Here is a 20,706-nt window from a genome sequence, read left to right on the forward strand (position 1 = left end):
CCACCCCAGAAAGTCTTTCGCGTGACCGCACTCTCCCCTGCCGCCTTCCACCCGCTCGACGCCGCCGTGCAGCCCGTGTTCGACACGGTGCTCACCCGCAGCCCGCACGAACCCGAGTTCCACCAGGCGGTGCACGAGGTGCTGCAGTCGATCGCACCGGTGCTCGCCGCGCACCCGGAGTACGTCGACGGCGGCATCCTCGAGCGTCTCGTCGAGCCGGAGCGGCAGATCCTCTTCCGCGTGCCGTGGGTCGACGACTCGGGCAAGCTGCAGGTCAACCGCGGCTACCGCATCCAGTTCTCGTCGGTGCTCGGGCCGTACAAGGGTGGACTGCGTTTCCACCCCTCGGTGAATCTCTCGATCATCAAGTTCCTCGGCTTCGAGCAGATCTTCAAGAACGCGCTCACCGGCCAGGGCATCGGCGGCGGCAAGGGCGGCTCGGACTTCGACCCGCACGGCCGCTCGAACGCCGAGGTCATGCGCTTCTGCCAGTCGTTCATGAACGAGCTCTACCGTCACCTCGGCGAGCACACCGACGTGCCCGCGGGCGACATCGGAGTGGGCGGCCGCGAGATCGGCTACCTCTTCGGCCAGTACCGCAAGGTCACCAACCGTCACGAGTCGGGCATGTTCACCGGCAAGGGCACGGGCTGGGGCGGTGCCGAGGTGCGCACCGAGGCCACCGGATACGGCGCCGTCTTCTTCGCGCAGGAGATGCTCGCCGTGAAGGGCGACTCCTTCGAGGGCAAGCGCGTCGGCATCTCGGGCTCGGGCAACGTGGCGATCTACGCGATCCAGAAGGCCACCCAGCTCGGTGCCGTGCCGGTGACGGCATCCGATTCCTCCGGTTACGTGGTCGACGACGCCGGGATCGACGTCGATCTGCTGCGCCAGATCAAGGAGGTCGAACGGGCCCGCATCGTCGAGTACGCGAACCGCCGCCCCGGCGCCCGCTTCGTCGAGGGCGGCAGCGTCTGGGAGGTGCCGGTCGACATCGCCGTGCCCTCGGCGACGCAGAACGAGGTCTCCCTCGCCGACGCTCAGGCCCTCATCGCGAACGGCGTGCACGCGGTCTCCGAGGGCGCGAACATGCCGTGCGTTCCCGAAGCGGTCGAGGCGTTCCAGAAGGCGGGCGTGCTCTTCGCCCCCGGCAAGGCGGCGAACGCCGGCGGCGTGGCCACCTCGGCCCTCGAGATGAGCCAGAACGCCTCCCGTCAGCGCTGGACCTTCGGCGACAGCGAGAACAAGCTGCGCGAGATCATGGGCGACATCCACCGGGCGTCCTTCGACGCGGCCGCGCGCTACGGCGTCGAAGGTGATTACGTGGCCGGCGCGAACATCGCCGGTTTCGAGCGCGTCGCTGCGGCGATGCTCGCGCAGGGCGTCATCTGACCCCTGCGGAAGGGCCGTCTCCCACGACCCTCGGGAGACGGCCCTTCGTGCGCGCGGGCGCAGTCAGCTCTCGTCGACCGGCACCTTCACGACCTTATTGAACCCGGTCACCGCCTGGTTCTCGTCGAAGGCCGCGACCTTCCGGCGGAAGCCGCGCGTGATCACGAGCAGGTAGACGAACCCGATCGCCGTCCAGGTGAGGCCGCCGATGAGGGCGTCCTGGTGCAGGTTGACCCAGAGCAACCCGGTGAGCAGCATGCCGATGGTCGGCATCACGATGAAGTTGAAGATGTCGGCCGGCGTCTTACGGCGTCCCTTGCGGATCGCGAACCAGGCGATCACCGAGATGTTCACGAAGGTGAAGGCGATCAGCGCACCGTAGTTGATCCACGCGGCGATGAGCTCGAGGGTGAAGGGGATCGCGAGCAGCGAGATCGCGCCGACGAGCACGATGTTGAACGTGGGCGTGTGGGTGCGCGGGTTGATGTAGCCGAAGGCCTTCTGCGGCAGCACGTTGTTGCGGCCCATCACGAGCAGCATGCGCGAGACCGAGGCGTGCGAGGCGAGGCCCGAGGCGAGCGTCGCGCAGAAACCGGCGGCGGTCAGCACCGCCATGAAGACGTTGCCGCCGACGAGGTCGCCGATGATCGGGAGCGTCGAGTCCTCGACGAACTGCATGTCGCCCCCGGGGGCGAATTCGTTCCAGTCCGGGAACCGCAGCTGCGACACGTAGGAGGAGACGAGGAAGATGCCGCCGCCGATGAGGACGGTGAGCAGGATCGCCTTCGGCATGACCTTCGGATCCTTCGCCTCCTCGGCGTACATCGTGACCGCGTCGAATCCGATGAACGAGAAGCAGACGATGGTCGCACCGGTCAGCACGGCGGTGAAGGTGACGTCGTCGTGCAGGAACGCGCCGACCGAGAGGATGGTCGCCGCCCCGTCGCCGCGCATCAGCTGCGCGACCACGAGCACCACGAACACGACCATGACGATGATCGAGAAGATCAGCAGGATCACGTTCAGGTTCGAGGTGCCGCGCATGGTCATGTAGATGATGCTGGTGACGAGGATGCAGTACAGCACCACCCAGATCCACGCCGGGATGTCGGGGAACATCGCCTCGAGGTAGCTCTTGACGATGAGGCAGTTGACCATGGGCAACAGCACGTAGTCGATCAACGACGTCCACCCGACCATGAATCCGAGATTCGGGTGGATCGATTCGCGCACGTAGGTGTACGCCGATCCCGCGCTCGGGATGGCGCCGGCGATCTTGCCGTAGCTGATGGCCGTGAACACCATGACCACGAGGGCGACGAGATACGCGGCGGGGACCACGTTGTTCGTGTCGCGCGCGACCATGCCGAACGTGTCGAACACCACGGTGGGAGTCATGTATCCGAGGCCCAGACCGACGATGGCCCACAGGCCGAGATTCCGTCTGAGCGTTCCGCCGCCCTGAGCGAGCGGCTTCGTCTTCAGTGCCATGGGTACTCCTCGTTGGAACAGCGCCAGGGGCCGGACTCGGGTCGTCCGGCGGTTGAGGATCAGTATGGAGCACAGGTATTCCTCACCGCGACCCCTAATTTCGATTCGAAATGCGCATTTAACATGACGAAAATGCGCGCGATTCGAAGTTCACCGGATCACCAGCCCTCGCGCAGCACCCGCCCCAGCATCGCGACGACATGGTCGGCGCTCTGCGCCGTCAGACACAGCGGCGGCTTGATCTTCAGCACGTTCGATCGTTCCGAGGTCGTCAGCACCACGACCCCGAGTTCGCGCATCCGTTCGCAGATCGCGGCGGCCTCGGCATCCGCGGGCTCCATCGTCGCGCGATCGCGCACGAGCTCGACGCCCAGATACAGCCCGGCTCCGTGCACGACGGCCACCATCGGATGCTCGTCGCCGAGCGCCCGCAGCCCGTCGGCCAGCCGCGCGCCGATGTTCTCGGCGTTGCGCTGGAGGTCGTCCTCGACCATCGCGTCGAGCACGGCGAGTCCGACGCGGCAGCTCAGGGTGCTGCCCCCGGCCGAGGAGAAGAACTGCCCCTGCGTGGCGAGGGCGTCGGCGATGCGCTTCGAGGTGATCACTCCGCCGATCGGGAAGCCGTTGCCCATGGGCTTGGCGATCGTGACGATGTCGGGCGCGACGCCCGCCCGCTCGAAACCCCAGAACGTCGATCCCAGGCGGCCGAAGCCCACCTGCACCTCGTCGGCGATGCACAGACCGCCCGCGGCCCGGACGCGTTCGTAGGCGCCCGCGAGGTACCCCTCGGGCAGGAGCACTCCCCCGGCGTTGCCGAGCACGGATTCGCACAGGAAGGCGGCCGCATCGCGGCCGTCACGATCGAGGGCCGCGAGATCGACCGAGAGGTCGTCGAGATAGCGTCCCGCGGTGTCGTCGCCGCGATACGTGCCGCGGTACCGGTTGGGCACGTCGGCGACGTGTACCCAGTCGGGTCGCGTCTCGAGGGCGAACGGGTTGTCGTAGGCGCTCGTGGTCACCGCATCGCTGGCCATCGTCCAGCCGTGATACGCCTCGCGCAGCGCCACGACCGTGCGCCGCCCGGTCGCCGCCTGCGCGAGCCGTATCGCGAGGTCGACCGCCTCCGAGCCGCTGTTGACGAGCAGCACCGTGTCGAGGCCGCTCCCCTGCGGCATCAGCGCGAGAAGTCGCTCGCTGTACTCCGCGAGGTCGCGGAACAGGAACCGCGAGTTGGTGCCGAGTGTGCGCAGCTGGCGGGCCGCCGCCTCCGCGATCCTCGGGTGTCCGTGCCCGAGGCCGGCGACGTTGTTGACCATGTCGATGTAGGCGCGGCCCGTCGTATCGACCAGGTGGTGTCGCCAGCCGCGCTCGATCTGCGGCGGGTGCGCGTAGTACCGCTCCTGGGCGGCGGCGAAGATCCGCTCCCGGCGTGCGAGCTCGTCGGCGGACTCGTCGTGCTGCGCGCGCGACGGCACACCCAGCAACGGCGCGGGATCGGCCGTGAGACGGCGCCAGGCCGGCACCCGCTCGGGCTCGACCAGGGCGGCGCCGGGAGTGCGCGGAGGTCGTTCGGGGGCATCCGACCGTCGGAGGCCGAGGGTGAGCACGCGATCCGTGTCGGACGCCGGGAGCCACCCCACCATGTCACCCGCCGACACGTGCAGCGCCGCCCGGTCGTCGATCTCGACCCCGCGCAGATCGAGGATCCAGCCGTCCCCGAGCACGATGCGCGGCTCTTCGCGGCTCGCCCGCAGCGCTCCGTCGACGGGACTCGTCACGCGGAGGCGAGGGCCGGCGCCGAGATGGATCTCGGTGTGCACGGGCCAGGTGGGGGCGGCATCCGCGACGTCCACGCGCGTGCGCGTCAGCCGGAACACCCCGTAGGGCAGCAGCGCGGCTCCGGCTCCCCCCGCCAGGGCCGACGCGACCAGGGCCGCCTCGGCATCCGCTCGCTGCCAGCGTCCGGCGTCGAGAGCGTCGGACTCGACGCCCGGATCGACCGCCTCGACGGTGCCGGTGAAGTCGGGCAGCACAGCGGTGAGCGGCGCCCCCTCGACCCGACCGGAGAACTGCGGAGCCTCGACCCCGACTCGTGCGAGCACCTGCTCGCGGACCTCCGCGAGCGGCAGGAGGGTCGCCGCGTCGAAGATCGCCTGCTCCCCCGCGATCCGCTCGCGGGCGTAGTCGTTGTCACCGTCGATCTCGAGCTGCCGCCACCCGCTGGCGACGAGGAGCGCGGCGCGCAGCACCACGAGAGGCCAGACCGCGCGGGCCTCCGCGTCGCTCAGCGGCGCATCGGCGTGGAAGGCGGCGACCGTGTCGAGCACCCGCAGCGGGCGATCCGATTCGTGGTGCAGCATCGAGGACACGCACACCGCGAGCTCGGCCACACGCCACCCGAGAGCCAGGTCGCCGAGGTCGAGCACGGTGTGCGGGTGCAGGCGGGAGTCGGCTCCTCGCCGCCCCATGACGTTGTCGTCCGTGAGATCGCCGTGGATCGGTTGGACGGGCAGATCGCTCTCGACCGCCGCGAGCGCCTTCCGAGCTTCCTCGGACGCCGCGAGCACGCGCCCGCGCAGCGCGTCGTCGGTGATCGAGCCTGCGAGCTTCGCCGTCTCGTCGAAGGCCACGCGCATGTCCCACATGTGCGGGCGATCGAGTCCCGGATGCCGGAGGGGCGCGAGCGCGTTCACCGACGCCGCCGCGAGCGCTCCGAACTCGGCGAGCACGACCGGCGCGAGATAACCGGCGTCGACGAGCTCCTCCCCGACGGCGAACTCGCTGCGGCGCACGGCGAATCCGCGCCAGCGCTGGGTCAGCGCACCGTCGAGTCCCGGAAGCACGGCGGGCACGGCCACGCCCGCTGCCCGGTAGGCATCGAGGGCCGCGTGCTGGGCGTCGCGCGCCTCGTCGCCGAACACCGGGTTGTCGATACGGAGGACGCTGCGCGAGCCGTCGACCTCCGTGAGCAGGAAGTTGCGGTCCTGGTTGCTGCCGAGCTCGCGTGCGACGACGTCGGCTCCGTAGAGATCGCGGGCGATCCGGGCGGCGTCTTCCTCGTCGACGTCCGGCCGGACGAGTCCCGCGCCGGCCTCAGCCACGGGCGTCGCCGAGCGGGAGGTCGTCGGCGTGACGCGCCAGCGAAGAGCCGTAGCGCTCGGTGAGCTGCACCATCAGATCCGGGGTGTCGCGGTCGACGCCGAACACGTGCCCCGGGAAGTCGAGATCGGGCTGCGCCGCGGCGATCTCGGCATCCCGATCCGGCGAGAACAGCTGGAGCGGATCGCCCACGGCCACCCAGCCGATCGGCACGACCGTGCCCTCGGGAACGCGCGCACGCCTCTGGACGATCGCGTTGACGCGCACCTCGCTGCGCGCACCCACGATCGCGCCGTTGAAGATGCGCGCACCCGAGGCGAGGAACACCTCCTCGCCCACCGTCGCGCCGGCGATGCTCGCCAGCGTACCGACGAGGGTGTGATCACCGATGCGCACGGCGTTCGCGGCGGTCGCCCGCACGAGGGCGTTCTCCATCACGATCACGTGCGCGCCGAGCGTGATCGGCCCGCCCTCGGCCGTGATCACGGCGCCGTGCAGCACCTGGCAGCCCGCTCCGATCTCGACGTCGCCAGAGACGACGGCGGTGGGAGCGATGACGGCGGTGTCGTGGATCCGGGGCCGAGCCCCGAGGTGCTCGTACAACATGCTCACAGCGTAGTGGCGCGGGAGCGCGCGGCGGGAGGTCTGCTCCGCGGTCACTCCTTGGTCGCTGCGGTGCGGCGGAGCATGCCGATGACGAGGGTCGCCAGGAACAGCACGATGCCGAGGACGGCGAGCCAGAGGAGGCCCTTGACCACGAAGCCGAAGACGGCGAGGCCGGCCCACACGATGAGCAGGATGATCAGAAGTGTCCACATGGCTTCAGCATCCGCCGCACTGCGCCGGTGCCACACCCCGTTGACGCGCGGTCGTGGCTGGTCTAGTGGGCTATGCGGTCTCGCGGGCTACGCCGTCTCAGCCTTCACGGGCTCCGGGAAGATCGCGGTGAACAACTGCCCCACCCACTCGAGCAGCTCGGCATCCGGGAGGGGTTCGAGCCCGACGCCGACCGCGGCCGGCACCATGGGCATGGGAACGACCAGCGCCTCGCCGCCGGAGACGAGCTTCGCCTTCGGGTAGAGCCGCTGCAGGCGCACCTTGATCGAATCCTCGAGACGCGCCGGAGCGATGCGCAGGTTCGAGCCCATCACGACGACGTCGGCGAGGCCCGCGCGTGCGGCCCGGCGGCGCAGACGGGCGATCGCGATGAGCCCCTCGACCTCGGCCGGGGGCGTGCCGTAGCGGTCGGTGAGCTCGTCGATGACGAGGTCGATCGCGTCGTCCTTCGCCGTCGCGATCGAGGCCGCCGACAGCTTCTGGTAGGCCTCGAGCCGCAGGCGTTCGCTGTCGATGTAGTACTCGGGGATTCGCGCGTCGAGCGGCAACTCGAGACGCAGCTCCTGACCGGACTCGACCTCCTCGCCGCGGAACGTCGACACCGCCTCGCCGATCATGCGCAGATACAGGTCGAAGCCGACGCCGGCGATGTGACCGGCCTGCTCGCCGCCGAGCAGGTTGCCCGCGCCGCGCAGCTCGAGGTCCTTCAGGGCGACCTGCATGCCCGAACCGAGGTCGTTGTTCACGGCGATCGTCTGCAGTCGGTCGGCCGCCGTCTCGCTGAGCGGCTTCATCTCGTCGTACAGGAAGTACGCGTAGGCGCGCTCGCGACCGCGGCCCACGCGTCCGCGGAGCTGGTGCAGCTGGCTGAGGCCGTAGCGGTCGGCGCGATCGATGATGATCGTGTTCGCGTTCGAGATGTCGAGCCCGGTCTCGATGATCGTCGTCGAGACGAGCACGTCGAACTTGCGCTCCCAGAAGTCGTCGACGACCTGCTCGAGCGCGTGCTCGCCCATCTGCCCGTGGGCGACCGCGATGCGCGCCTCGGGCACGAGCTCGGCGAGCTGGGCGGCGACGCGCTGGATGGACTGCACCCGGTTGTGCACGAAGAACACCTGACCCTCGCGCAGGATCTCGCGACGGATCGCCGCGGCCATCTGCTTGTCGCTGCGCGGACCGACGAACGACAGGATCGGATGCCGGTCCTCCGGCGGGGTGGCCAGCGTCGACATCTCGCGGATGCCGGTGACCGCCATCTCGAGCGTGCGCGGGATCGGCGTGGCGCTCATGGCGAGGATGTCGACGTTCGTCTTCATCTTCTTGAGAGCGTCCTTGTGCTCGACGCCGAACCGCTGCTCCTCGTCGATGATCATGAGGCCGAGGTCCTTGAACATCACCTGGTCGGTGAGGATGCGGTGCGTGCCGATGACCATGTCGACCGTGCCGTCGAGCAGACCCTGCAGCGTGAGGCGGGCCTCCTTGTCGGTCTGGAATCGCGAGAGCGGGCGCACCTTCACCGGGAATCCGGCGAAGCGCTCGGTGAACGTCTCGAGGTGCTGCTTCACCAGCAGCGTCGTCGGCACGAGCATCGCGACCTGCTTGCCGTCTTGAATGGCCTTGAACGCCGCGCGCACGGCCACCTCGGTCTTGCCGAAGCCCACATCGCCCGAGAGCAGGCGGTCCATCGGGATCGGCCGCTCCATGTCGGCCTTGATCTCGTCGATCGTCTGCAGCTGGTCGGCCGTCTCGGCGAAGGGGAACGCCTCCTCCAGCTCGCGCTGCCAGGGGGTGTCGGGCCCGAAGGCGTAGCCCTTGGCGCTCATGCGCGCCGAATAGAGCTTGACGAGCTCGACGGCGATGTCGCGCACGGCCTTGCGGGCCTTGCCCTTGGCCTGCGACCAGTCGCTGCCGCCCATCTTCGACAGGGTCGGGCCCTCACCGCCCACGTACTTCGAGAGCAGGTCGAGCTGGTCGGTGGGCACGTAGAGCTTGTCGCCCGGGTAGCCGCGCTTCGAGGGCGCGTACTCGAGCACGAGGTAGTCGCGCACCGACTTCGTGGCGTTGCGTCCACCGGTCGAGACCTCGCGCTGGGTCATCTCGACGAAGCGTCCGATGCCGTGGGTGTTGTGCACCACGAAGTCGCCCGGCTTGAGCTGCAGCGGGTCGACGACGTTCTTGCGGCGGGAGGCGAGCTTCTTGACGACGCGCTGGTCTCCGCCGATCGTGCGACCGTAGAACTCGTTGTCGGTGAGGACGGCGAGCTTCGCCTCCGGCACCTGGAATCCGGCCTCGACCGAGCCGGTGAGCAGCGTCGCGACGCCGGGCTCGGGCGCATCGTTCAACTCGGGAAGGATGCGGGCGGCGATGCCGCGATCGGCGAGCACGTCGCGGGCGCGATCGACGAGACCCGAACCGGTGGCGATGACCACGACGCGCCAGCCCTCGGAGATGCGCCCGGCGACGAAGGAGATCGCCCCGTCGACGTTTCCGTGGAACGACGGGATCACGGTGGCGTCGAGGTTCGCCGCCTCGGCCTCGTCTTCACCGAGACCCGCACCGAAGGGGCTGAGCCGCCACCACACACCGCCGCGGTCGCGGACGACCTCGCGCAACTGGGCGATCGTGAGGAAGTCGCCCGCGCCGAGGTCGATGGGTGCGGAGGCACCCGAGGTCGCGGCGCTCCAGGCCGCATCGAGGAACTCGCGATTGGTGTCGCCGAGGGTGATGGCCCGGGCGCTCGAACGCTCGGGGTCGACCACGGCGGTCGCCGCCCCCGCGGGAAGGTACTCGGCGAGCGACGAGAGGGGACCGGCGACCGCGGGCAGGAGCGACTCCATGCCCTCGACCGGGATGCCCTCGGCCATCTTCTCGAGCATGCCCGCGATCGCCGGGAAGCCGCCGATCAGCGCACGCGCGCGATCGCGCACGTCGTCGGTGAGCAGCAGCTCGCGGCTGGGCGGCAGGTCGACGGAGCCGATGTCGCCGGGGAGGGAGCGCTGGTCGGCGACCGAGAACGCGCGGATCTGATCGATCTCGTCGCCGAAGAACTCGACGCGGTACGGATGCTCGGAGATCGCCGGGAACACGTCGAGGATGCCGCCGCGCACCGCGAACTCACCGCGACGCGAGACCATGTCGACGCGCGAGTAGGCGCGCTCGACGAGACGGGCGGCCACGGTGTCGAGTTCGAGGCCGCGGCTGCCGACCGCGAGTTCGAGCGGCTCGATCTCGCCGAGGTTGCCGGCGATCGGCTGCAGGGCCGCACGCACCGAGGCGACGACGACGAGCGGATGATCGCCCGCCCACTCGCGGATGCGGCGCAGCGTCTGCAGTCGGAGACCCACCGTGTCGGGGCTCGGGCTGAGGCGCTCGTGCGGCAGAGTCTCCCATGCCGGGAACGTGAGCACCTCGGCGTCGGGGATGTAGGAGCCGAGCGCCTGCGCCAGGCTCTCGGCGCGGCGGCCCGTGGGCACGACGGCGAGCAACGCCTGCGGATGCCCCGCGGCGGCGCGCTTGGCGAGGAGTCCCGCGAGGGCCGGAGCATCGAGCCCGTCGACGAGGCCGAGGTCGGCATCGGTCTGAGCCCAGCCGAGCGCTTCACGGTACAGAGACGCCTCTTCCAAGGCGCGCAGAATCCCTGGAACAGTCACCGGACAAGACTAGCCGCCGCCTCCGACATCGGCTCCGGCATCTCCCCGCGCCGCCCGCGGCGGGCGATACCGTAGTCCGATGGAAGCTGTGCGACTGGAGACCGAGCGCCTCGTGCTGGCGGCGCCGACCGACGCCGACATCGACGCGATCACGGCCGCGTGCCAGGACCCGGAGATCCCGCGCTGGACCACCGTGCCCTCGCCCTACTCGCGCGACGACGCCGCCGATTACGTGCGTCTGACCGGCGAGTGGTGGGCCGACGGGTCGCAGGCGGTGTGGAGCATGCACGCGGGTGAGGAGCTCGTGGGCTCGATCGGGCTGCACCGCATCACCCCGCACGACGCGGGCGGGCATGCCGAACTCGGCTACTGGGTCGCGGCATCCGCCCGTGGTCGGGGTTATCTCGTCGAGGCGGCCCGCTCCGTCATCGACTGGGGCTTCGACGAGCTGGGTCTCGCGCGCCTCACCTGGCGCGCCGTGGTCGGGAACGTCCCCTCGGCTCGCGCCGCCCGCGCGCTCGGCTTCCGCTACGAGGGTCTTCAGCGGCAACTGCTCACCGGCCCGCGCGGCCGCGACGACGGCTGGGTCGCGGGCCTCCTCCCCACCGACGACCGCGCCCGGGTGGCCTGGCCCGTCCTCTGAGCCGCCCCTCGCGCCCGGAGCCGGGGGTGACGATGTCGGATGCCGGTGGCAGGATGTTCGCATGCCCGAGATGCCGGAGGTGCAGGGGCTCGTCGACTTCCTGGGCGAGCGCGTCGTGGGGCGCACGATCACGCGCACGAGCGTGGCGGCGATCGCCGCGCTGAAGACCTACGACCCGCCCAACACCGCGCTGCATGGCGCCGTGATCAGCGGCGCCACGCGGCGGGGCAAGTTCATCGTGCTCTCGTGCGGAGACGATCTTCACCTCGTCTTCCACCTCGCGAAGGCGGGCTGGCTGCGATGGTACGAGACCCTGCCCACGACGATCATCAAGCCCGGCAAGACGCCGATCGCCCTGCGCGTCGCGCTCCACGACGTCAGCGGGTTCGACCTCACCGAGGCAGGCACGAAGAAGTCCCTCGCGATCTACGTCGTGCGCGACCCGGCGGAGGTGCCGGGCATCGCCCGTCTCGGCCCGGACCCCCTCGACGACGCCTTCACCCGCGATGTGTTCGCCGGTCTCCTGGACGGCAAGCGCACGCAGATCAAGGGCCTGCTGCGCGATCAGGCGGTGATCGCCGGCATCGGCAACGCCTACTCCGACGAGATCCTGCACGCCGCGCGCATGTCGCCGTACGCGATCGCCGCGACGCTCGACGACGCGGCGATCGACTCGCTGTTCGCGGCGATGCAGGCCACTCTGCGCGAGGCGCTCGCCGAGGCATCCGGCAAGCCCCCGGCCGAGCTGAAAGACGCGAAGCGCCGGGGGATGCAGGTGCACGCCCGCCGCGGTGAGACCTGCCCGGTCTGCGGCGACACCGTGCGCAGCGTCTTCTTCGCCGACCGCTCTCTCGAGTACTGCCCGGCCTGCCAGACGGGCGGAAAGGTGCTCGCCGACCGACGCCTGTCGCGCCTGCTGAAATGAGCCGAGACGTCGCCGGATGACGGGGAATGAATTCCGCGCGGGCGCGTTGAGTACACTCAGAACATCAACGTGCTCCGGGGTCGGTGGGAATCCGAACCGGCGGTGACAGTCCGCGAGCGTCTCGGTTTCGACCGAGGTGCCGATCCGGTGGAAATCCGGGACCGACGGTGATGCGGGAGAGATCCCGCTAGTCCGGAAGGGAGGCAGCACGATGCGCCGCCGTGCGCGCCGTCCGCCTCCCCCGGAGCCTTCAGAGAAGGACGACGGATGGCAGTGAACGAGACAGAGCGCGAGGCGATGAGCCGTGCTCTCGCGCTCGCGGCGCTCGGCCCCCGCGGCGTGAACCCGCAGGTCGGCGCAGTCATCCTCTCCCCCGACGGCACGATCCTCGCCGAGGGATGGCACCACGGCGCCGGCACCCCGCACGCCGAGGTCGACGCGCTGTCGAAGCTCGCCCCCGGCGCAGCCCGCGGCGCGACGGCGGTCGTGACCCTCGAACCCTGCAACCACACCGGACGCACCGGTCCCTGCGCGCTCGCCCTGATCGAGGCCGGCGTGAGCCGCGTCGTCTACGCGCTCGACGATCCCGGCGCCGTGTCGGGCGGAGGCGCCGAACGGCTGCGGGCCGCGGGCGTCAGCGTCGAGGCCGGAGAGCAGGCGGATGCCGCGCACGCCGTGATCGAGGGATGGCTCACCGCGCAGCGCCTCGGCCGCCCCCACGTCACCGTGAAGTGGGCGCAGAGCCTCGACGGACGCGCCGCGGCCGACGACGGATCGAGCCAGTGGATCACCGGTCCCGCTGCCCGTGCCGATGTGCACCGCCGCCGCGCGGCATCCGATGCCATCGTCGTCGGCACCGGCACCGTGCTGGCCGACGACCCCTCGCTCACCGCCCGCGACGGAGACGCGCTCCTCCCCGACCAGCCCGTCCCGGTGGTCATCGGCTCGCGCCCCACTCCGGCGGATGCGGCGGTGCGCCGGCATCCGCACACTCCCCTCTTCTTCGACGGACACGACCTGCACGCGGTGCTCGCCGACCTGCACGGCCGCGGCATCCAGAGCGTCTTCGTCGAGGGCGGGCCGACCCTCGCGAGCGCGTTCGTGGCGGCGGGGTTGGCCGATCGCGTGCTCGCCTACATCGCCCCCGTGCTGCTGGGCGGAAGCCGCCTCGCCCTCACCGACATCGGCGTCTCGTCCATCGGCGAGGCGCACCGCCTGACGATCGACGAGTGGCTGCCCCTCGGCGCCGATCTGCTCGCGATCGCCCATCCCGCTTCTCTCCCCACCGCGTCGACCGAAGGAGCCGTCTGATGTTCACCGGGATCATCGAGGAGATCGGCGAGATCACCGCCATCTCGCCGTCGGGCGACGGCTGGCGTCTGACCGTGCGCGCTCCGAAGGCCGCCGCCGACGCCGTGCACGGCGAGTCGATCGCCGTCTCGGGCGTGTGCCTGACCGTGGTCGCCTCGGATGCGGATTCCTTCGACGCCGACGTCATGAAGCAGACCCTCGACGTCGCGGCGCTCGGCGATGCCGCCGTCGGCACCCGCGTCAACATCGAGAAGGCGATGCCCGTCGGCGCGCGCCTGGGCGGGCACATCGTGCAGGGGCACGTCGACGGCGTCGGCACGGTTCTCGAGGTGCGGCCCGGAGCCCAGTGGAGCGTGCTGCGCATCGGCCTTCCCGCCGACCTCGCCCCGCTCGTCGTCGACAAGGGATCGATCTCGGTCGACGGCACCTCGCTCACCGTCAGCGCGGTCAGCGGCCCTCCTTCGTCAGGCTCAGGACCCGACGAGCAGCAGTGGTTCGAGATCTCCCTGATCCCCGAGACGCTCGCCGCGACGACCCTCGGCACCCGCGCCGTCGGCGACCGCGTCAACCTCGAGACCGACATCCTCGCCCGGCACGTCGAGCGCCTGCTCGCGTTCCGGACCGCACCGGAAGGAGGCTCGCGATGAGCCTTTCCACGATCGCCGACGCCCTCGACGCCCTGCGCGCCGGGCGCCCCGTTCTCGTCGCCGACGACGAGAACCGTGAGAACGAGGGCGACGTCATCCTCTCGGCAGAGCTCGCCACCCCCGAGTGGGTCGCGTGGACCGTGCGCTGGTCGTCCGGATTCATCTGCGCGCCGATGCCCGCCGACCGCGCCGACGACCTCAACCTGCAGCCGATGGTCGCCGCGAGCGAAGACGCGCGCGCCACCGCGTACACGGTGAGCGTCGATGCCGCCGAGGGCGTCACGACCGGTATCAGCGCGCATGACCGCGCGCACACGCTCAACGTGCTCGCGAACCCCGAATCGACCGCCACGAGCATCATCCGCCCGGGCCACGTGCTGCCGCTGCGCGCGGTCGACGGCGGGGTGCGCGAGCGCAGCGGCCACACCGAGGCCGCCGTCGATCTCATGCGCCTCGCGGGACTGCAGCCGGTGGGGGCGATCGCCGAGGTCGTCGCCGAGGACGGCAGCATGATGCGGATGCCGGGGCTCCTCGAGCTCGGCGCCCGCGACGGTGTGCCCGTCATCACGATCGAGCAGCTGATCGACCACCTCAACGAGATCGACCCGCAGGGCGACAACGGCCCGGTGCGCAACCGCCGCGTGAGCCTGCGCGCCGATGCGACCGTGCCGACCACGCACGGAACCTTCCGGTTCCTCGCCTACAAGGACCGCGTCACCGGCACCGACCACATCGCCGTCGTCTCGGGCGAACCGCAGGAGACCTCGCTCGTGCGCGTGCACTCCGAGTGCCTGACCGGCGAAGCCTTCGGTTCGCTCAAGTGCGAGTGCGGCCCCCAGCTCGACGCCGCGCTCGACGCGATCGAGCAGGACGGCGGCATCGTCATCTACATGCGCGGTCACGAGGGACGCGGCATCGGGCTCATCAACAAGCTCCGGGCATACAGCCTGCAGGAGGAGGGGCTCGACACCGTCGACGCGAACCTCGCTCTCGGGCTGCCGGCCGATGCCCGCGAATACGCGGCGGCCGCCGGCATCCTCGCCGATCTCGGCGTGTCGAAGGTGCGCCTGCTGACGAACAACATCGACAAGGTGAATCAGCTGCGCGAGCTCGGCCTCGACGTGGTCGAGCAGGTGCCGCTCATCGTCGGCGTCGGACCCAACAACCACCAGTATCTCGAGACCAAGCGTGACCGCATGGGTCACATCATCGGCGAGGACGAGCTCAAGGCCGCCCTCGCAGGACGGAAGGACGACGCATGAGCGGCGCAGGAGCACCCACGACCGGGAACATCGACGGACGCGGACTCGACGTCGTCATCATCGCCGGCACCTGGCACGACAAGATCACGAACGGCCTCATCGCCGGGGCCGAGCGCGTGCTGAACGAGGCGCGGGCCACGCACCGCCTCGTGCGCGTGCCGGGATCCTTCGAACTCGCCGTCGCCGCACAGGCCGCCTTCGCCGGTGGCGCGGATGCGGTGGTCGCGCTCGGCGTGATCATCCGCGGCGGCACCCCGCACTTCGAGTACGTGTCGGCGGCGACGACCGATGGCCTCACCCGCGTCTCGCTCGACACCGGCAAGCCCGTCGGCTTCGGCGTGCTCACTCTCGACGACGAGCAGCAGGGTCTCGACCGTGCGGGTCTCGAGGGATCGAAGGAGGACAAGGGCGCCGAAGCAGCGGATGCCGCGCTGCGCACCGCCCTCGTCATCAAGGAGCTGCGGGGCTGAGAGCGCGCTGAGGCCAGCCTTCCCTTCGTAGCGGAGGGAAGGCGCGGAATCGTACGGTGAGGGTCATGGAGACCCTGCGCCACATCGTTCTCTTCGTCCACCTGATGGGCTTCGCCGTGCTCTTCGGAGCGTGGGCGGCGCAGGCCTTCGGCGGTAAGCGCGTCTTCACGCGGCTGATGAGCATCGGCATGGCGATCGCCGCGGTCGCCGGTCTCGCTCTCGCCGCCCCGTGGGGCATCTCGTACGAACTGAACTACGTCAAGATCGGCGTGAAGCTCGTGCTGCTGCTCGTCATCGGCGCACTGCTCGGCATCGGCACCGCGCGGCAGAAGCGCGGAGCATCCGTGCCCCCGGTGATGTTCTGGCTCGTCGGAATCCTCACCGCCGCGAACGCCGCCATCGCCGCGATCTGGCGCTGAGCCCACCCGCTTCGACGGTTCGTCGCCCGTCGTCCATCGCTCAGGGAGCGGGGCGCGGGGGTGCCGTGCTCTCGCGGACGACGAGTTCGGTGCCGACGAGGGGCGTCTGCGCGGCCTCTCCCCCGTCGAGTTCGGCGAGCAGCGCGTCGACCGCGAGCGCGCCGACCCTCTCGGGGTGCTGCTGCACCGTCGTGAGCGGCGGCCAGATCTGCGCCGCATCGGGCAGTCCGTCGAAGCCGACCACGCTGACGTCGCTCGGGATGTCGCGGCCTGCCTCGCGGAACGCGCGCACCACACCGATCGCCATCTGGTCGTTGGCGGCGAACACGGCGGTGACGTCGTCGCGATCGCGCAGCTCGACACCGGCCCGGTACCCGGAGGCAGCGCTCCAGTCGCCCGGGATCATCTCGGGAACCCGGCGACCCTGCGCCTCCAGCGTCGACCGCCAGGCCTCGCGGCGACGTTCGGCGGAGTAGGACTCGGTCGGCCCCGACACGTGCCAGACGGTCTCGTGCCCGAGGTCGAGCAGATGCTCGGTGGCGAGCCGGGCGCCCTGCGCCTGGTCGGTGTCGACGAACGGATGCGTCGATCCGCGGTTCGAGTCGACGAGCACGATCGGCAACCCGTCGGGGATCTCGACCTCCGCCTCGTCGAGCTGGTGGGCCTCGACCACGATGATGATGCCGTCGACGGCATGTTCCTCGAGACGGCGGAACGCGCCCGCCACCGTCTCGCGGGCGCTGGACTCGACCGGGATCAGGGTGAGCGCGTAGCCCATCTGCGAGGCGCGCACGGCGATCGCGTCGAGCGTGCGCTGGTTGCCGTAGGAGCTGAACGAGAACATGATCACGCCGATGGCGCGGAAGCGGCCCGATCGCAGAGCCCTGGCCGCACTGTTCGGCCGATAGCCGAGGTGCTGCATCGCCTGCTCGACGCGCTCCCTGGTCGCCGCACCGACGTAGCCGCGCGCGTTCACCACCCGGGAGACGGTCTGGCCGGAGACGCCGGCCTCGCGCGCCACGTCTTCCATCGAGGGGTCTCGCCGCCGCGGCGACTGCTCTGTCGAGGATTCCAGGGACACGATTGATCATCCATTCATGTGTTGACGTTGACACACTAGCAGCGCATCGCATATGTTGACGTTGACACACGGCGCAGTGAGCGCCTGGACTTGGAGAAGGTCTCGTCGATGACGACTGAAATCATTGCGGCCCCCGGAGCCGCCGGCATCCGCCGCCGCGAGAAGCGCGACTGGAAGGGATGGGCCTTCGTCGGCCCGTTCATGCTCGTGTTCGCGCTGGTGTTCCTCACCCCGCTCGCGTACGCCCTGTACCTCAGCTTCTTCCAGGAGAAGCTCATCGGCGGCAACGCGTTCGTCGGCGTCGACAACTACGTGCGCGCCCTCACCGACCCCCAGTTCTGGGAGGCGTTCGGCCGAGTGCTGATCTTCCTCGTCGTGCAGGTGCCGATCATGCTCGCCCTCGCCCTGGGTGCGGCCCTGGCCCTCGACAGCGCGCGCCTGCGCGGCGCCTCGTTCTTCCGCATCCTGATCTTCCTGCCGTACGCGGTTCCCGCCGTCGTCGCGGTGCTCATGTGGGGCTACATCTACGGCGACCAGTTCGGTCTGACGTCGAACTTCAACGATTTCCTCGGCAGCGACCTCATCACCCCGTTCGCCCGCGAGTGGATCCTCGTGTCGATCGGAAACATCGTGACGTGGCAGTTCGTCGGCTACAACATGCTGATCTTCTACTCCTCGCTCAAGACGATCCCCACCGAGATGTACGAGGCGGCCTCGCTCGACGGCGCCGGCGCCTGGCGCACGATCTTCTCCATCAAGATCCCCTCCGTGCGCGGCGCGCTCGTCATCGCCACGATCTTCTCGATCATCGGCAGCTTCCAGCTCTTCAACGAGCCCAACATCCTGCGCCCCCTCGCCCCGAACGTGATCACGACGTACTTCACCCCCAACATGTACGCGTACAACCTCTCGTTCGCGGGCCAGCAGTTCAACTACGCCGCGACGATCGCCATCATCATGGGCATCATCACGGCCGTGATCGCCTACGTCGTGCAACTGCGCGGCTCGAAGTCGGAGGTGCGCTGAGATGGCACTCCCCCTCGCCCGCTCCACACGCAAGCGCAACGACCCGATGAACCCGCGGTCGTCGAAGACGCTGCTGATCGTGATGGTCGTGTACGCGCTGTACACGCTCGTGCCGCTCGTCTGGCTGCTGTTCAGCTCGACCAAGACGCAGTCGGGCCTCTTCAGCTCGTTCGGCCTCTGGTTCGCCGACGACTTCGCGTTCATCGACAACCTGGTCGCGACGTTCTCGTTCCGCGACGGCATCTTCCTGCGCTGGCTGGGCAACACCCTGCTCTACGTCGTGGTCGGCGCGGGCGGCGCGACGCTGCTGGCGACCATGGCCGGCTACGGCCTGGCGAAGTACCGCTTCCCCGGCCGACGCGCCGTCTTCGCGATCGTGCTCGGTGCGGTCGCGGTGCCCGGCACGGCGCTGGCGGTGCCCACCTTCCTGCTCTTCAGCGAGCTGGGTCTGACGAACACCCCCTGGGCGGTCATCATCCCTTCGCTGATCAGCCCGTTCGGCCTCTACCTCATCTGGGTGTTCGCCTCGGAATCCGTGCCCACCGAACTGCTGGAAGCCGCTCGCATCGACGGCGCCGGGGAGTTCCGCACGTTCTTCACGATCTCGATGCGCCTGCTCGCACCCGGCATCGTGACCGTCGCCCTCTTCACGGTCGTCGCGACGTGGAACAACTACTTCCTGCCCTTGATCATGCTCTCCGACCCCGCCTGGTACCCGCTCACCGTGGGCCTGAACCAGTGGAGCTCGCAGGCGATCGGGGCCGGATCCCAGCCGATCTACAACCTGGTGATCATGGGCTCGCTGCTCACGATCATCCCGATCGTGATCGCCTTCCTGCTGCTGCAGCGGTTCTGGCAGTCAGGTCTCACCGCGGGAAGCGTCAAGCAGTAAGCACCCCTCTTCCCGCACCTCGCATCGCAGAAAACGTCGATCCGATGCTGGATCGCACCCCCGAAAGGACACAGCAATGAAGCACCTTCCTCACCCCGCTGCGCGCCGCACCCTGACGGTGCTCGCCGCCGGCACCGTCGCAGCTCTCGCCCTGGCCGGCTGCAGCACCGGAGGCACCGGCGGCGGCAGCGCCGCCGGCGACGGATCGTTCGACTCGGTCGAGGCCGCGCTCGAGAAGGGCGGCGAGATCACGTACTGGTCGTGGACCCCCTCCGCCGAGGCGCAGGCCGCGGCGTTCATGGAGGAGTACCCGAACGTCAAGGTCAACGTCGTCAACGCCGGCACCAACACCGACGAGTACACGAAGCTGCAGAACGCCATCAAGGCGGGCTCCGGTGCTCCCGACGTCGTGCAGGTCGAGTACTACGCCTTCCCGCAGTTCGCCCTCACGGATGCCTTCGTCGACCTGTCTCAGTACGGCTTCGGCGACTTCGAGGACGACTACACCGCCTCGACCTGGAACTCGGTCACCGACGGTGACGCCATCTACGGCCTCCCCCAGGACTCGGGCCCCATGGCGCTGTTCTACAACAAGGCCGTCTTCGACGCCGCCGGCATCGCCGTGCCGACCACGTGGGACGAGTACTACGAGGCCGCGAAGGCGATCCACGCCGCGAACCCCGACGCGTACATCACCAACGACACCGGCGACGCGGGCTTCGCGACGTCGATGATCTGGCAGGCCGGCGGCCAGCCCTTCTCGACCGACGGCACCGACGTCACGATCGACCTTCAGGACGAGGGCTCGAAGAAGTGGACCGAGAACTGGAACCGTCTCGTCGAGGAAGACCTCGTCGCCCCGGTCAGCAGCTGGAGCGACGAGTGGTTCCGCGCCCTCGGCGACGGCAGCATCGCCACCCTCGTGATCGGCGCCTGGATGCCCGGCAACCTCATCTCGGGTGCGCCCGACGGCGCCGGTGACTGGCGCGTCGCTCCGATGCCGACCTACGACGGCACCCCCGCCAGCGCCGAGAACGGCGGCGGCGGCCAGGCCGTGACCACGCAGAGCGAGAACCCGGAGCTCGCGGCCGGATTCCTGTGGTGGCTCAACAACTCCGAGGACAGCATCTCGCTCTTCCTCGAGAGCGGCGGCTTCCCGTCGACCTCCGCCGAGCTGTCGAGCGAGGAGTTCCTCTCCGACGCCCCGGAGTACTTCGGCGGCCAGAAGATCAACGAGGTGCTCGCCGCAGCGGCCGAGGACGTGGTCCCCGACTGGAGCTACCTCCCCTACCAGGTCTACGGCATCAGCATCTTCGGTGACACCGTCGGCCAGGCCTACCAGAACGGCACCGACCTGAACGAGGGCCTCATCGCCTGGCAGGACGCGCTGGTCGAGTACGGCAACTCGCAGGGCTTCAGCGTCAACAAGTAACACGGTGGCCGGATCGGGCCCTTCGACAGGCTCAGGGGACCATACAGAGGGGGGGACCCCATACCGCCCCATATCTAACCAAAACACTTACAATAGTTTACTCCTTAAACCAAGGCGACACCGAAATAC

At 69.6% G+C, this 20,706-nt stretch carries 17 protein-coding genes; 11 read left to right on the top strand and 6 right to left on the bottom strand.

Going from position 1 to position 20,706, the window contains the following annotated elements; genetic code table 11:
- The first annotated feature begins 21 nt into the window (after nucleotides 1-21).
- Complete coding sequence (gdhA, locus tag ACI2JZ_RS05360; protein WP_404596758.1) at nucleotides 22-1,392, top strand: NADP-specific glutamate dehydrogenase; 1,371 nt, start codon at nucleotides 22-24, stop codon at nucleotides 1,390-1,392.
- Nucleotides 1,393-1,455: 63 nt separating this feature from the next.
- On the opposite strand, the gene ACI2JZ_RS05365 is transcribed toward gdhA, so the two are convergent.
- The 5 genes from ACI2JZ_RS05365 to mfd all read right to left on the bottom strand — a co-directional run bounded on the left by ACI2JZ_RS05365 (nucleotide 1,456) and on the right by mfd (nucleotide 10,469).
- Nucleotides 1,456-2,883, bottom strand: a complete 1,428-nt coding sequence (locus tag ACI2JZ_RS05365) for an APC family permease (protein WP_247632641.1) — start codon at nucleotides 2,881-2,883, stop codon at nucleotides 1,456-1,458.
- Between the two features lie 158 nt (nucleotides 2,884-3,041).
- Nucleotides 3,042-5,984 (bottom strand): aminotransferase, encoded by a 2,943-nt coding sequence (locus ACI2JZ_RS05370; protein ID WP_404596759.1) that lies wholly within the window; start codon nucleotides 5,982-5,984, stop codon nucleotides 3,042-3,044.
- Entirely contained in the window at nucleotides 5,977-6,588 is a 612-nt protein-coding gene (locus ACI2JZ_RS05375; protein WP_247623044.1) for a gamma carbonic anhydrase family protein, read from the bottom strand. The genes ACI2JZ_RS05370 and ACI2JZ_RS05375 overlap by 8 nt, the downstream gene beginning before the upstream one ends.
- 50 nt (nucleotides 6,589-6,638) lie before the next feature.
- Complete coding sequence (locus ACI2JZ_RS05380) at nucleotides 6,639-6,800, bottom strand: hypothetical protein (protein ID WP_247623045.1); 162 nt, start codon at nucleotides 6,798-6,800, stop codon at nucleotides 6,639-6,641.
- Between the two features lie 87 nt (nucleotides 6,801-6,887).
- Nucleotides 6,888-10,469: a transcription-repair coupling factor gene (gene mfd / locus ACI2JZ_RS05385; protein WP_404596760.1), complete on the bottom strand. Its 3,582-nt coding sequence runs from the start codon at nucleotides 10,467-10,469 to the stop codon at nucleotides 6,888-6,890.
- Between the two features lie 79 nt (nucleotides 10,470-10,548).
- On the opposite strand from mfd, the gene ACI2JZ_RS05390 reads away from it, so the two are divergent.
- From ACI2JZ_RS05390 to ACI2JZ_RS05420, 7 genes are all read left to right on the top strand, one after another.
- On the top strand, nucleotides 10,549-11,112 hold the full coding sequence (locus tag ACI2JZ_RS05390; RefSeq protein WP_404596761.1) for a GNAT family N-acetyltransferase: 564 nt from the start codon (nucleotides 10,549-10,551) through the stop codon (nucleotides 11,110-11,112).
- 61 nt (nucleotides 11,113-11,173) lie between these two features.
- The gene (locus ACI2JZ_RS05395) at nucleotides 11,174-12,037 is read left to right on the top strand and encodes an Fpg/Nei family DNA glycosylase (RefSeq protein WP_404596762.1); all 864 of its coding nucleotides are present in this window, start codon (nucleotides 11,174-11,176) and stop codon (nucleotides 12,035-12,037) included.
- A 267-nt stretch (nucleotides 12,038-12,304) separates the two neighbouring features.
- Nucleotides 12,305-13,348 carry a bifunctional diaminohydroxyphosphoribosylaminopyrimidine deaminase/5-amino-6-(5-phosphoribosylamino)uracil reductase RibD gene (gene ribD / locus ACI2JZ_RS05400; protein WP_247955803.1) on the top strand — a complete coding sequence of 348 codons (1,044 nt, stop codon included), beginning with the start codon at nucleotides 12,305-12,307 and terminating at the stop codon, nucleotides 13,346-13,348.
- Nucleotides 13,348-13,995, top strand: a complete 648-nt coding sequence (locus ACI2JZ_RS05405) for a riboflavin synthase (protein WP_404596763.1) — start codon at nucleotides 13,348-13,350, stop codon at nucleotides 13,993-13,995. Before ribD ends, ACI2JZ_RS05405 begins: the two co-directional genes overlap by 1 nt.
- Nucleotides 13,992-15,257, top strand: a complete 1,266-nt coding sequence (gene ribA / locus ACI2JZ_RS05410) for a GTP cyclohydrolase II (protein ID WP_247623051.1) — start codon at nucleotides 13,992-13,994, stop codon at nucleotides 15,255-15,257. The genes ACI2JZ_RS05405 and ribA overlap by 4 nt, the downstream gene beginning before the upstream one ends.
- A complete protein-coding gene (gene ribH / locus ACI2JZ_RS05415) occupies nucleotides 15,254-15,727 on the top strand; it encodes a 6,7-dimethyl-8-ribityllumazine synthase (RefSeq protein ID WP_404596764.1) in 474 nt (157 codons plus the stop codon). Before ribA ends, ribH begins: the two co-directional genes overlap by 4 nt.
- A gap of 65 nt (nucleotides 15,728-15,792) precedes the next feature.
- Nucleotides 15,793-16,146 (top strand): Fe-S protein, encoded by a 354-nt coding sequence (locus tag ACI2JZ_RS05420; RefSeq protein WP_404596765.1) that lies wholly within the window; start codon nucleotides 15,793-15,795, stop codon nucleotides 16,144-16,146.
- 40 nt (nucleotides 16,147-16,186) lie between these two features.
- Here ACI2JZ_RS05420 and ACI2JZ_RS05425 read toward each other — a convergent pair whose 3' ends face one another.
- Nucleotides 16,187-17,176: a LacI family DNA-binding transcriptional regulator gene (locus ACI2JZ_RS05425; protein WP_404596783.1), complete on the bottom strand. Its 990-nt coding sequence runs from the start codon at nucleotides 17,174-17,176 to the stop codon at nucleotides 16,187-16,189.
- A gap of 159 nt (nucleotides 17,177-17,335) precedes the next feature.
- Here ACI2JZ_RS05425 and ACI2JZ_RS05430 point away from each other — a divergent pair, with 159 nt between their 5' ends.
- The 3 genes from ACI2JZ_RS05430 to ACI2JZ_RS05440 all read left to right on the top strand — a co-directional run bounded on the left by ACI2JZ_RS05430 (nucleotide 17,336) and on the right by ACI2JZ_RS05440 (nucleotide 20,577).
- Nucleotides 17,336-18,253, top strand: a complete 918-nt coding sequence (locus ACI2JZ_RS05430) for a carbohydrate ABC transporter permease (RefSeq protein WP_247623054.1) — start codon at nucleotides 17,336-17,338, stop codon at nucleotides 18,251-18,253.
- 46 nt (nucleotides 18,254-18,299) lie between these two features.
- On the top strand, nucleotides 18,300-19,145 hold the full coding sequence (locus ACI2JZ_RS05435) for a carbohydrate ABC transporter permease (protein WP_247624713.1): 846 nt from the start codon (nucleotides 18,300-18,302) through the stop codon (nucleotides 19,143-19,145).
- 76 nt (nucleotides 19,146-19,221) lie between these two features.
- A complete protein-coding gene (locus ACI2JZ_RS05440) occupies nucleotides 19,222-20,577 on the top strand; it encodes a sugar ABC transporter substrate-binding protein (RefSeq protein ID WP_336640751.1) in 1,356 nt (451 codons plus the stop codon).
- The last annotated feature ends 129 nt before the right edge of the window (nucleotides 20,578-20,706 follow it).

Origin of the sequence: Microbacterium sp. NPDC087868, from assembly GCF_044900755.1 — a bacterium.
Lineage (GTDB): Bacteria > Actinomycetota > Actinomycetes > Actinomycetales > Microbacteriaceae > Microbacterium > Microbacterium galbinum.